Consider the following 12,523-nt stretch of genomic DNA (forward strand, 5'->3'; position numbering starts at 1 on the left):
TAGCTTGCGAGTAGGATTGTTCAGTTTTGAGGGTGTAAAGACCTTCTAAAAAGTTTTCTGAGAGAGAAAACAGCGAAGAGGATAGCGCGTGAGCGCAGGTAAAGCTTCTTTTGCATACTTTTCTTCTCGAAGAAAAGTATGCACCATTAGCTCAGTTGGTAGAGCAACTGACTCTTAATCAGTGGGTCCACGGTTCGAGCCCGTGATGGTGTACCACGAAACCCGAGTTTTTTAACGAAAGCCCGGGTTTTTGTTATGTCTCAATTTAATTTTACACCGTTGCCTCTTTTTTCCTCGCGCCTGTTTATTAAAAGCAGTAATCCGGCTGTCGTATGACGATTGACAAGCCGCACTCTCCGGGGTATGATAAGCACAAGGCAGGATAACCATTTACGGAATTGCACAGGGAGGGAATGCAATGCTGTTCAAAACAGAGCTTACCGAAGTTTTCACCATGGCGGAGATGGACAAAATCGTTAAGACACTCAGCGCGAAAGGCATAGATGCGGCCACGAAAACTGTCGATCTGATGAGCGGCGGATTGTTCGAAAACCGGCGTTCGTCCGGCACGTTCGGCATGAATGCCGAGGCGAGAGTCGTTTACAAAATCTACGTTAAACGTGCGGATTTGGAGTTTGCAAAGAGCGTTCTTGCGACAATCTGATCGCAAAGAAGGGAATGAAGTAAAATTCATTCCCTTTTTCTATGCCTACTTTACCGATTCATCAAAATGTGATAAAATAGAAGCCAAACAGAAAATTTAGTTTCTATTCCGAGCGGATTTTCCGCTTTTGGTTTGGGTTGATGGAGGCTGCACTATGATAAAGTTCCGAATGCCGCTGCTGGCGGTGCGTGATGTGGAGATTTCAAAGAAATTTTACCATGATCTGTTCGATCAGGAGGTTGTGCTGGATTTAGGCGGAAACGTGACGTTTTCCGGCGGCTTTTCCGTTCAGCAGGATTTTGACAGGCTGACCGGCGTGCCCAAATCCACGATCCTGCACCAGTCGCACAACATGGAGCTTTACTTTGAAGTGGACGACTTTGACGCGTTCACGGAAAAGCTGCGCAGACACCTGGACGTGGAACTGGTGCATCCGCCGATGACGCATGCGTGGCAGCAGCGTGTGGTGCGCCTGTACGACCCGGACTGGCATATGATCGAGGTCGGTGAGTCCATGGAGCACATCGCACTTCGCCTGCTGGACGAGGGCCGTTCCGTGGAGGAAACCGCCGCTCTCATCCATCACCCGACTGATTTTGTGGAGCAATGCAGAAAGGGTTTGAAATAGATATGTTCGGTTATGAACCGGAATTCGTCGTGTGCGGCGATGCCCGGATTGCTTATTACGATGTCGGCCGAGGAAAGCCGCTTGTGCTGCTGCACGGCAACGGCGAGGACAGCTCGTACTGGAACGCCCAGATACCCGAGCTGACCCGCTTTTACCGCGTTATTGCGGTGGACAGCCGCGGGCACGGCGCCTCCGGGAGCGGCGGGCACGGCCTGTCGTTTGAAATGATGGCGGAGGATCTCAAAACCGTACTGGACACGCTCGGCGTGAAAAAAGCGCACTTCCTCGGCTTTTCGGACGGCGGCAATCTGGCGATCAAATTCGCACTGACGCACCCGGAATATATAGATAAACTCATCCTCAACGCGGCCAATGTGGAGATGTTCAGCGGCGTCAAGCCGCAGGTGCAGCTGCCCGTTATGGCAGGCTACGGTGTTGCTGCGGCGCTGAGCCATTTCAGCAAAAAGGCGGCGCGCCGAAGGGATGTGCTCGGACTGATGGTGCACCCGTACGGGGTGACGATGAACGATCTGGAGCGGCTGACCATGCCGACCCTCATCATCGTCGGCGAGCACGATGCAATACGCGAAAAGCAGACAAAGGAGATGGCCTCGCACATTCCCCACTGTGAAGTGGAGGTTTTCCGCGACGGTGACCACTTTGTTGCAGCAAAGCAGCCGTCCCGCTTCAACCGGACGGTTATAGAATTTTTACTTGGGAGATAATCAGCATGAAATTCATCAAAGCGGGAGAAATCGCAGACAGCAATATTTTCAACAAGCTCGACGAGCGCAAGAAGTCGCTCCTCGAAGGCGGCATGGACGTCATCAATCTGTCCATCGGCACGCCGGATTTTCAGCCGGGAAAGCATGTGATGGAGGCCGTCAGCCGCGCTGCACTCGACCCGGATATGTACAAGTATTCGCTGAACGAAACGCGCGAGCTGCTCGACGCCGTAGAAAACTGGTACAAGCGCCGCTATGACGTCACGCTTGCCGACGACGAGATCATGGCTGTGTGCGGCTCGCAGGAGGGCATTGCACACGTTGGCTTTGCTTTCGCCGGCCCGAACGACCTGATCCTTGCACCGGACCCGGGCTACCCGATCTTCTCGTTCGGCCCAATGATGACCGGCGCAACGGTCGGTCTGTACCCGCTGTACGCCGAGAAAAACTGGCAGCTGGACTTTAACGATATCCCGGAGGACGTGGCAGAGCGTGCAAAGGCGATCGTTGTTTCCTATCCGAACAACCCGACCACCGCCGTTGCCGATCGCAGGTTCTACGAAAAGCTGGTCCTTTGGGCGCGTGAGCACAACATCATTGTTCTGCACGACAACGCGTATTCCGACATTATGCTGAACGGGGAAAAGGGTCTGTCCTTCCTGTCCATTCCGGGCGCGAAGGAGGTCGGCATTGAGTTCAACTCGCTGTCCAAGACCTACAACCTGACCGGCATGCGCGTGTCCTTCGCACTCGGCAACCGCGAGGTCATCAGCCGTTTCCGCGCGTTTCGCTCGCAGATCGACTACGGCATGTTCTACCCGATCATGGCGGGTGCGGCTGCCGCGCTCAATGGTCCGCAGGATGTGGTAGAGAGCAACCGCACCGGCTACATGGCGCGCCGCGACGCGCTGTGCGGCGGTCTGCGCTCGATCGGCTGGAACGTGCCGGATGCACAGGGCACCATGTTCGTCTGGGCGAAGATTCCGGAGCGCTTTGCGTCCTCGGTGGACTTCGCCATTGAGCTGATGGAAAAGACCGGCGTTATCGTGGTTCCGGGCAGCGCCTTCGGTGCGCAGGGTGAAGGCTACGTCCGCATGGCGCTTGTCGTTCCGCCCGAGCGCATGGCAGAGGCGGTTCGCCGCATTGACGAGAGCGGTATTGTAAAGGAGTGAGTTTCTGTTATGCAGATCGACCATATTGCACTGTACACGCGTGATTTAGAGCGTCTGTGTGAATTTTACACCAAATATTTTGACGGTACGGCGGGCAAGCTGTATCAGAATGAGGAGACCGGCACGCAGGCGTGCTTTGTGTCCTTCGCTGACGGCGCACGGCTTGAAATTGTGACCCGTCCGCAGTTTGAGGATGCCGAGCACTCGCGTCTGTGGACCGGCTGGGCGCATACGTCGTTCAAGGCGGGCACTCGCGAGAACGTGGACGCGCTGACCGAGCAGATGCGCTCGGAGGGCTATGAGATCACGGATGGCCCTGTTGTCGGCAAGGATGGCTGCTACGGCAGTTTTGTGCTCGACCCGGACGGCAATACCGTCCGCATCGTAGCGTGAAGGAGAACGCAAATGAAGCTGATTTCATGGAATGTAAACGGCCTGCGTGCGTGCATGGGCAAGGGTTTCCTTGATTTCGTCGCCGCCGAGCAGCCGGATATGCTGTGCCTGCAGGAGACCAAAATGCAGCCGGGACAGGCTGATGTGCCGCTTGAGGGCGGCTACCGCGAATACTGGAACTCGGCAGAGAAGAAGGGGTACTCCGGCGTGGCGCTGTTTACCAAGACCGAGCCGCAGAGCGTCGCCTATGGTCTTGGTATTGAGGAGCACGACCACGAGGGTCGTGTCATCACCGCCGACTACGGCGAATTCTACCTCGTTACCGTGTATACGCCCAACTCGCAGAATGAGCTGAAGCGTCTGGATTACCGCATGACGTGGGAGGATGCCTTCCGCGAGTATCTGGTAAAGCTGGATGCGGAGAAGCCGGTCATCGTGTGCGGCGATATGAATGTCGCGCATGAGGAAATTGACCTCAAGAACCCCAAGACCAACCGCAAGAACGCAGGCTTCACCGACGAGGAGCGCGGCAAGATGACCGAATTGCTCGCCGCAGGCTTTACGGATACGTTCCGCCATTTTAACCCCACGCTCGAGGGCGTGTATTCGTGGTGGAGCTACCGTTTCCACGCCAGAGAGAAGAACGCAGGCTGGCGTATCGACTATTTCCTCGTGTCCAATCGCTTTGCCCAGCGGGTTAAGGACGCGCGCATCCTGACCGACGTGTTCGGTTCGGATCATTGTCCGGTGCTGATCGAAATTGAATAAGGACGAGTATGCCTTTCTGCCGGAGGCGTTTTTCGACGGCGTGCAGGAGCGGGAGGACGAGGAGGTGCTCGACCCGTACTTTCGGCCGGATGCCGTATCCGAGGACGAGGAACCCGAGCCGGATATGAGCTGGCTGCCGGAAACGCCGACCGAGCCGTGTCCGTGCTGCGGCGCAGAGATCCCCGAGAATCCTTCCTGGGGTTATATCTGCCCGATGTGCGGCTGGGAGATTGATTACGATGTCGAAGGTGAGCCGGATAAGCCGAGCGACCAGAATCATGGGCTGTCGCTCACCGAGGCCCGGTGGAATTTTCATTCGTTCGGTACGGTCGCACCGTGGAAGATAATTGAGAATGGATAATGGAAGATGGAGAATGAACCTCAGGGTAGGTCGTTCTCCATTTTTTTATTCAGAGAAATAAATTCACTCTCTCCATCAGAACCGTCAAATCAGGATCAGTCAGTCATTTTCCATTCTCAATTTTGTTCTGCTCTGCTGTTCTCTGCTGTACTATCTACTCTTTTCTTCTCTGCTCTGGTCTGCTCTACTGTACTGTTCTCTGCTCTTCTGTACTCTTCTCTGCTCTGTGGATTTTCCGTACGATAAATCCCGTTCACTGTGTACTTTCTCGCCAAGAAATAGCGATTTCTCGCCAAGAAATCCGGAATACTGGAAGAACACACCAGATTCCGCCGATTACTAACGCCTAATTACTAATTAAGGAAACCTCCTCACTCCTAACTCCTGCCTGACTGCATAATTGCGTTCCGCCGCACATAGGCTATGCTGAAAGGGTGAGTGGATGTGCGGAAATTAATCTGTGCCGCCTTGCTCAGCGGTCTGTTTACGGTGCAGGCGGCGGCGCTGCCCGAAATGGGCGCGCTCTACGCGAAATCGGCGGCACTATATGCGGCAAACGGGCAGGAGCTTTACGTCTATAACGCCGACGAGCAGCTGCAGCCTGCGTCGGTGACAAAGATCATGACCATGTTGCTGGCGATGGAGGCGTTCGAGCGCGGCGAGGTGACACTGGACACCATGATAACCGGCAGTGAGTACGCCTGCTCGATGGGCGGCACGCAGATCTGGCTGGAGCCGGGCGAGCAGCTGACACTGGATGAAATGCTCAAGGCGATTGCGGTCGGTTCAGCGAATGACTGTGCGGTTGCGGTAGCGGAGCATCTGGCGGGCACAGAGGCCGCCTTTGTCGAACGGATGAACACGCGCGCACGCGAACTCGGCTGCACGAACACAACGTTCGTCAACGCCAACGGACTGGACGGCGAAGGTCAAAAGACGCTGACCTCGGCACGCGATCTTGCGCTTATTTCCTGCGAGCTGCTGCGCCACCCGAAAATACTGGAGTACACCGGCATCTGGATGGACACCGTGCGCGGCGGCAAATTCGGTCTGGCGAACACGAACAAGATGCTCAAAAGCTATCAGGGTCTGACCGGTCTCAAAACCGGCTACATCCGCGAGGCCGGCTTCTGCATTTCTGCAAGTGCCGAGCGGGACGGACTGAGCCTTGTAGCGGTCGTGATGGCGGCGCCCACCAAGGAGAACCGCACAGCGGACGCGACCGCGCTGCTCAATTACGGCTTTGCCAACTTCACGGCGTACACGCCTGCGGCTGACGATCTGGCACCCATTCCGGTGACGCTCGGCACCGCGGAGACCGTGCAGCCGGTGCTCGAGGGCAGTGATTCGTTCGTGATCGAAAAGACGAAAGCAGGGGATATGCAGACCGCGTTCGACCTGCCGGAGACGCTCACCGCGCCGATACAGGCCGGTCAGCGGTTGGGCGAAATGACGGTATCCGCCGGCGGAGAGACGGTTTTGACCGTTCCCATCATCGCCCAAGCCGGTGTGGACGCGCTCGGACTGCCTGAGCTGCTTATTTCCTTTGTGCGCGGCCTTGCAGGAAATGTTGTAAAAGATGAAAAATAACGTCAAAATCCGGCGTTTTCCGAACAAAATTGGAAAGGCTGAGAAAATTACCATACAAAATGACGGAAAGTTTGCAATTCGGACTTGTGATTTTGGCTAAACTATGGTACACTAATAGCAACCTCAAAGGTTGGGAGGATAAAAACTATGGTAAAACTTATTATTGGCGGTACCGGTTCCGGTAAGACCAAGGAGCTTATTGATCAGGTCAACGCTGCAGTAAAAGAAGAAAAGGGCAGTGTCGTTTGCATTTCCCGCGGCAACAAGCTGACTTTCGATATCTCGCATGACGCGCGTCTGATCGACGCAGCGGATTATCCGGTTAGCGACATCGCAAGCCTGCTCGGCTTTGTCGGCGGTCTGCATGCCGGCAACTACGATATCACCCGTGTCTTCATCGACGGTCTGTACAAGATCATCGGCGGCAAGGACGCAGCCAAGGCTGAGGAGTTCCTCGTCGCTCTGGACGCATTCTCTTCCAAGCACAGCGTAAACTTCACCGTTTCGCTCAGCGAGGAGCCGGAGTCTGCTACCGAAGGCATGAAGCGTTTCCTGTAATCCTTAAACGGAAATACATATCGCAAGCACAAAAAAGCAACGATGAAAGTCGTTGCTTTTTTCTTTTGCCCGCAGCCGGGCTGGTAAGAAAAAAACAATGGGGAATGCTGCGTCTTTTTCCCTTTGTGATAAAAAAGACAATCTGGCATTTTACATATACTTAATAAGAATAATTTGTGCAGAATGTATGATACGACACAAAGTCACAAAAAATATTTAGCTTTTCTGAGCAAAAGTATTTTACTTTTTGGGCAAGTTGTTTATAATAAGTAATATAGCGTGCCGAGAGAGCACGCTGCATTTTGTACAATGTTGCTATGGCGTTCATGAAGGGGGAATGCGATTGCAAAGAGGGAAAGAAGGCTTTAGTGTGCTGCGCTACCTGATCTATTTTTCTCAGGTAGGCTTCACAGTGATCACACCGCCGGTGCTTTGCTGCTTCGGAGCGATATGGCTCCGCAACCGGTTCGGTTGGGGCAACGGTGTGGTGATTATCGGAATCCTGCTCGGTATCGCGGTTGCAGCCTGCAGCCTGCGTGACTTTCTGCGATTTACCGAGCGCAAAGCCAGAGAAAGCGCAGAGAAAGAAAAGGAGCTGTGACGGAAATGCACATCGTTTATGAGGAAACGAAGCGCATGCTGCGCGGCATGCTCCCGTTGGCGCTGGTGACCTTCGGTGTGTTCGCTCTTTGCGGACAGGGTATCGCTCGGTCCGGCGCAAGCGTTCTGCTCGGTACGGCGTTCGCGCTGCTGCTGTTCTATATGATCGGCAGGAGCACGGTAAGGGCAACCGCCTTTCCGCCGGCACAGGGCATTCGCATTACGCGGCGCGGCTATGTAGTTCGCTACATGCTCACGGCGGTGTTCGTTATCGCGGCGATCAAGCTGCCGTATCTGAACGCAGCTGCAGCGGTCATTCCGCTGTTTTTCACCAAGGCGCTGCTCCTCTGGCGCCACGCAGTTCAGCGGAAAGGAGGTTAAACGGTTGAACGTCGAAATAAACGGTCCTAAAATACTGGGTTATTTGTTCGGCAATACCAATCTGCCGATCACGGAGACCATGAGAAACTCATGGATCATCATGGCGTTTATCCTGTTCCTGTGTATCTTTTTAACACACCGCATGCAGAAGATCCCAAAAGGCAAGCAGGCACTGGCCGAAAAGGCGGTGCTGATGATCGACGGTCTGGTCGAAAGCACGATGGGTGAAGGCTGTCAGGCTTTCTCGCCGTACATTATGACGCTGATGATGAGCTCGCTGTTCGGTTCACTGGCCAGCCTGTTCTGGATGCGCTCTACCACGGCAGACCTGAACACCACGCTCGGCTGGGCGCTCATCACGTTCGTGCTGATCACGTTCAATAAGATCAAGTACGGCGGCATCAAGGGCTACCTCAAAGGTTTCCTCGAGCCGATCTTCGTCATGGCGCCGCTTAACGTGCTCAGCGAGATCGCAACGCCGGTCTCCATGTCGTTCCGTCACTTCGGCAACATGGCAGGCGGCCTTGTCATCACTACGCTGATCATGGGCGCACTCAAGGTGCTGTCTAATGCGGTATTGGGTTTCCTGCCCGATAATATCGCGCTGCTGCAGATCGGTCTGCCCGGTGTGCTGTCGCTGTATTTTGACTGCTTCACGGCCTGCATGCAGGCGTTCATCTTCAGTATGCTCACCATGGCTTATGTGGGTGACGCAAGAAACAGCTGACGTGAAGAAAAAACAAATTCCAATTTCGTTATCTGAATTAGGAGGAAGAAAAGTATGGATCCCAAAGCATTCGTAGCAGGTATGTCCGCTCTTGGTGCAGGTATGGCAATGATCGCCGGCCTTGGCCCTGGTATCGGCGAGGGTTATGCCGCCGGTCAGGCGTGCTCCGCAATCGGCCGTCAGCCGGAGGCGCAGGGCGATATCACCCGTACCATGATCCTTGGTATCGCAATGGCAGAGTCCACCGGTATTTACGCGCTGGTTATCGCGCTGATCCTGCTGTTTGCCAATCCGTTTGTTAGTCAGTTTTAAGGGAAGCGTCAATATCCCAACTGGGTTTGCCAGTTGAAATATTGCCTCTTTATAGACCGCGCGTATTGAGCGGTCTATGATTGAAAAGACGAAACGGATTCTTCCGTTTGGGAAGGAGGTAAACCAGTGACAGCAGCATTATATGAAGCGTTCGTTAGCATCGGCTGGTGGGAGATCCTCGTGACGATGTGCAACACGCTCATCACGTTCCTGATCATCAAGAAGTTTCTGTACAAGCCGGTGCGCAAGATGCTCGCTGCTCGCAGCGAGGAGGTACAGTCCATGTACTCCAACGCCGAGAAGGCGCAGAGCGAGGCCGAGCAGATGCGCAGCGAATACACCGAGCGTCTGTCCAAGGCGAAGGAGGAGGCTGCCGAGATCGTCGGCTCCGCTACCCGACGTGCGGCAGAGCGCAGCGATGAGATCCTGCGCGAGTCCTCGCAGCAGGCATCCGCTATGGTCAAGAAGGCCGAGCGCGTCATTGAGCAGGAGCGCATCAAGGCGCACAAGGAACTCAAGGATGAGGTTGCGGATCTGTCCGTGATGATCGCCTCCAAGATCGTGGAGCGCGATGTAAAGCCGGAGGATCACGAACGCTTTATCGAAGACTTTATTGACAAGGTGGGGTGAGCAAACATGGCGGATATGGTAAGCGAGCGCTACGCACTGAGCCTTTACGAGGTCGCGCAGGACGAGAAGCAGGAAAAGCTGTATCTCGATCAGCTGACCGAGGTGTGCGCGGCGTTTGACAGCGAACCGGATTTCCTCAAAATGCTCACAACGCCCTCTATCGCGGCGGAGGACAAGCAAAAGGTCCTCAAAACCGTGTTCGAGGGACGTATCGAGCCTTTTCTGCTCAATTTCCTGATGCTCGTAACGGATAAGGGCCGCATCGGCCTTATCCACGAGATGTGTCAGGCATATAAGGAGCAGTATTATTTTGAAAACGGCATCGTAGAGGTGCTGGCGGTCACGGCGGTGCCGATGAGTGCGGCGCTGACCGACAAGCTGCGCGGCAAGATGGAACAGGTTACGGGTAAAAAGGTAGAGCTGAAATGCTCGGTCGATCCGAGTATTATGGGCGGCATCGTTGTTAAGGTGAACAACGAGCAGTTCGATACCAGCCTGCGCACCCGTCTGGAAGAGCTTGCAGCACGGTTGACCGGTACACAGGAAAGCAGGTGATTTTTATGGAATTGCGCTCCGAAGAGATCAGCAGCATTATCAAGGAGCAGATCACGCATTATCAGAGCCAGATCAAGCTGACCGACGTAGGTACTGTCGTTACCGTCGGTGACGGTATCGCGCATATCCATGGCCTTGAAAACTGCATGGCAGGCGAGCTGCTCGAATTCCCGGGCGGCGTGCAGGGCATGGCGCAGAACCTGGAGGAAGAACTGGTCGGCGCGGTTATCCTCGGCTCGGACCAGAATATCCGCGAGGGTGACACGGTAAAGCGCACCAAGCGAATCGTAGAGGTCCCGGTCGGTGAAGCCATGCTGGGCCGCGTTGTTGACGCACTCGGCAAGCCGATCGACGGCAAGGGCGCTATCGAGACCAAGGAGAGCCGTCCGATCGAAATGCCCGCACCGGGCATCATCGAGCGTGCACCCGTTAATGTGCCGCTCCAGACCGGTATCAAGGCGATTGACTCCATGATCCCGATCGGCCGCGGTCAGCGTGAGCTGATCATCGGTGACCGTCAGACCGGCAAGACCGCGATCTGTCTGGACACCATCATCAATCAGAAGGGCACAGGCGTTATTTGTATCTATGCAGCAATCGGTCAGAAGCGTTCGACCGTTGCACAGGTTGCAGAAACGCTCGCGGCCAACGGCGCGATGGACTATACCTGCATCGTAGCCGCAACCGCATCCGAGTCTGCACCGCTGCAGTACATTGCACCGTACGCGGGCTGCTCGATCGGTGAATTCTTCATGCACAAGGGCAAGGACGTTCTGGTCATTTACGACGATCTGTCCAAGCACGCGGTAGCTTACCGTGCACTTTCCCTTCTGCTTCACCGTCCGCCAGGACGTGAGGCGTACCCCGGCGACGTATTCTATCTGCACTCCCGTCTGCTCGAGCGTGCAGCGAACATCCAGAACGGCGGCAGCCTGACCGCACTCCCGATCATCGAGACGCAGGCAGGCGACGTTTCGGCGTATATCCCGACCAACGTAATCTCCATTACCGACGGTCAGATCTTCCTCGAGACCGAGCTGTTCAACTCCGGTATCCGTCCGGCGGTAAACCCGGGTATTTCGGTATCCCGCGTCGGCGGCAACGCGCAGATCAAGGCGATGAAGAAGGTTGCCGGTACGCTCAAGCTGGCGTACTCGCAGTTCCGTGAGCTGCAGGCGTTCTCGCAGTTCGGCTCCGACCTGGACGCGGACACCAAGAAGCGTCTGGAACAGGGCGCGCGCATCGTAGAGGTGCTCAAGCAGCCGCAGAACAGCCCGATTCCGGTCGAAAAGCAGGTTATCATCATCTATGCCGTTGTTTCGGGCGCACTGCTCGATATTCCGGCAAATCAGATCGGCGAGTTCGAGAAGGAGCTGTTCTCCTTCGTGGACAGCGTTTACGGCGACATTCCGGAGTCCATCCGCACCACCGGCAAGCTGGAGGACGATGTGAAGGAAAAGCTGACAAAGGCAATCGAGGAATGCAAGAGTAAGTTCCTTTCCGAGCACTAACGCGAAAGGGAGGGACTGAAAATGGCTTCCGGAAATATGAAGGACATCAAGCGCCGTATCAAATCGGTGCAGTCCACCATGCAGATCACCAAGGCGATGGAGCTGGTTGCGTCCTCCAAGATGCGCCGCGCGAAGGAGCGTGCCCTCGGGGCCCGTCCGTACTTTAACGCGCTGTATCAGACCATCACCCGCCTTGCGGGCGCGACCCGCGGCAGCGAATCGGTTTATACCAGACCGCGTGAGGTCAAGAACAGCCTGTACATCGTCATCGCGGGCGACCGCGGACTGGCAGGCGGCTACAACGCCAACCTGTTCAAGCTCGCCGCTGCCGAGATGCAGGGCAAGCAGGCACAGGTCATCACCATCGGCAAAAAGGCGCAGGAGCATTACGCAAAGCGTCCGGTAACGGTGGCGGCGGACTATCCCGGCATTGCCGAGACCATGCGCATCAGTGATACGCATCCCATCGTGGAGGACATGCTGAAGCTGTTCCGCGAGGGCAGGGTGGACGAGGTTTTCCTGTGCTACACGGAGTTTATCTCCCCTCTGCAGCAGGAGCCGAAGTGCCTCAAGCTGCTGCCTGCGCACTTTGACGCGGCAGACAAGCAGCCGGCAGGCGCCCATGTTCTGACCGAATACGATCCCTCGCCGGAGAGCGTGTTTGATGCAGTCATTCCGGAGTATCTGTACGGCGTGCTGTACGGCGCGGTAGTCGAAAGCTACTGCTCCGAGCAGTCCGCGCGCCGCATGGCAATGGAGGCTGCGTCCGATAACGCGGGCGAGATGATCGAAAATCTGAATCTGTCCTACAACCGTGCGCGTCAGGCAGCGATCACACAGGAAATTACGGAGATCGTAGCCGGCTCGGGCGAGGTAGGAGCTTAAAATAAGTTAGGAGGTAGGAGTGCTGCGGCATGCTTTATTCGCAGCAGACTCGATAAACCAAAG

At 55.4% G+C, this 12,523-nt stretch carries 17 protein-coding genes and 1 tRNA gene; all 18 read left to right on the top strand.

Going from position 1 to position 12,523, the window contains the following annotated elements; all coding sequences use genetic code 11:
- The first annotated feature begins 140 nt into the window (after positions 1-140).
- A tRNA-Lys gene (locus tag PGY33_RS08560) sits at positions 141-216 on the top strand.
- 202 nt (positions 217-418) lie between these two features.
- Positions 419-664: a hypothetical protein gene (locus PGY33_RS08565; RefSeq protein ID WP_118480265.1), complete on the top strand. Its 246-nt coding sequence runs from the start codon at positions 419-421 to the stop codon at positions 662-664.
- A gap of 157 nt (positions 665-821) precedes the next feature.
- Positions 822-1,292, top strand: coding sequence for a VOC family protein (locus tag PGY33_RS08570; protein ID WP_117490698.1), 471 nt, complete (start codon positions 822-824; stop codon positions 1,290-1,292).
- Positions 1,293-1,294: 2 nt separating this feature from the next.
- Positions 1,295-2,017, top strand: coding sequence for an alpha/beta fold hydrolase (locus tag PGY33_RS08575; protein WP_158575161.1), 723 nt, complete (start codon positions 1,295-1,297; stop codon positions 2,015-2,017).
- A 5-nt stretch (positions 2,018-2,022) separates the two neighbouring features.
- Positions 2,023-3,189 (top strand): aminotransferase class I/II-fold pyridoxal phosphate-dependent enzyme, encoded by a 1,167-nt coding sequence (locus PGY33_RS08580; protein WP_118480261.1) that lies wholly within the window; start codon positions 2,023-2,025, stop codon positions 3,187-3,189.
- Positions 3,190-3,198: 9 nt separating this feature from the next.
- The gene (locus PGY33_RS08585) at positions 3,199-3,582 is read left to right on the top strand and encodes a VOC family protein (protein WP_110436655.1); all 384 of its coding nucleotides are present in this window, start codon (positions 3,199-3,201) and stop codon (positions 3,580-3,582) included.
- A 12-nt stretch (positions 3,583-3,594) separates the two neighbouring features.
- On the top strand, positions 3,595-4,350 hold the full coding sequence (locus tag PGY33_RS08590) for an exodeoxyribonuclease III (protein WP_118480259.1): 756 nt from the start codon (positions 3,595-3,597) through the stop codon (positions 4,348-4,350).
- A complete protein-coding gene (locus PGY33_RS08595; protein WP_118480257.1) occupies positions 4,343-4,711 on the top strand; it encodes a CPCC family cysteine-rich protein in 369 nt (122 codons plus the stop codon). Before PGY33_RS08590 ends, PGY33_RS08595 begins: the two co-directional genes overlap by 8 nt.
- Before the next feature lie 444 nt (positions 4,712-5,155).
- The gene (locus tag PGY33_RS08600; RefSeq protein ID WP_147356921.1) at positions 5,156-6,301 is read left to right on the top strand and encodes a D-alanyl-D-alanine carboxypeptidase family protein; all 1,146 of its coding nucleotides are present in this window, start codon (positions 5,156-5,158) and stop codon (positions 6,299-6,301) included.
- 147 nt (positions 6,302-6,448) lie between these two features.
- Positions 6,449-6,859 (top strand): hypothetical protein, encoded by a 411-nt coding sequence (locus tag PGY33_RS08605; protein WP_117750885.1) that lies wholly within the window; start codon positions 6,449-6,451, stop codon positions 6,857-6,859.
- Between the two features lie 343 nt (positions 6,860-7,202).
- Positions 7,203-7,460, top strand: coding sequence for an AtpZ/AtpI family protein (locus PGY33_RS08610; RefSeq protein WP_158557226.1), 258 nt, complete (start codon positions 7,203-7,205; stop codon positions 7,458-7,460).
- Positions 7,461-7,465: 5 nt separating this feature from the next.
- Entirely contained in the window at positions 7,466-7,840 is a 375-nt protein-coding gene (locus PGY33_RS08615) for an ATP synthase subunit I (protein WP_110436662.1), read from the top strand.
- A 4-nt stretch (positions 7,841-7,844) separates the two neighbouring features.
- On the top strand, positions 7,845-8,567 hold the full coding sequence (locus PGY33_RS08620; RefSeq protein WP_242988059.1) for a F0F1 ATP synthase subunit A: 723 nt from the start codon (positions 7,845-7,847) through the stop codon (positions 8,565-8,567).
- A gap of 54 nt (positions 8,568-8,621) precedes the next feature.
- Positions 8,622-8,879 (top strand): ATP synthase F0 subunit C, encoded by a 258-nt coding sequence (gene atpE, locus PGY33_RS08625; RefSeq protein WP_117490611.1) that lies wholly within the window; start codon positions 8,622-8,624, stop codon positions 8,877-8,879.
- Positions 8,880-9,005: 126 nt separating this feature from the next.
- Positions 9,006-9,509, top strand: coding sequence for a F0F1 ATP synthase subunit B (gene atpF / locus PGY33_RS08630; RefSeq protein ID WP_118285957.1), 504 nt, complete (start codon positions 9,006-9,008; stop codon positions 9,507-9,509).
- 6 nt (positions 9,510-9,515) lie between these two features.
- Positions 9,516-10,064 carry an ATP synthase F1 subunit delta gene (gene atpH / locus PGY33_RS08635; protein ID WP_110436665.1) on the top strand — a complete coding sequence of 183 codons (549 nt, stop codon included), beginning with the start codon at positions 9,516-9,518 and terminating at the stop codon, positions 10,062-10,064.
- A 5-nt stretch (positions 10,065-10,069) separates the two neighbouring features.
- Positions 10,070-11,575 carry a F0F1 ATP synthase subunit alpha gene (atpA, locus tag PGY33_RS08640; protein ID WP_270478226.1) on the top strand — a complete coding sequence of 502 codons (1,506 nt, stop codon included), beginning with the start codon at positions 10,070-10,072 and terminating at the stop codon, positions 11,573-11,575.
- Between the two features lie 21 nt (positions 11,576-11,596).
- Positions 11,597-12,460, top strand: coding sequence for an ATP synthase F1 subunit gamma (gene atpG, locus PGY33_RS08645; RefSeq protein ID WP_118480253.1), 864 nt, complete (start codon positions 11,597-11,599; stop codon positions 12,458-12,460).
- The last annotated feature ends 63 nt before the right edge of the window (positions 12,461-12,523 follow it).

The organism is Butyricicoccus sp. AF18-9LB, from assembly GCF_027684505.1.
Lineage (GTDB): Bacteria > Bacillota > Clostridia > Oscillospirales > Butyricicoccaceae > Agathobaculum > Agathobaculum butyriciproducens.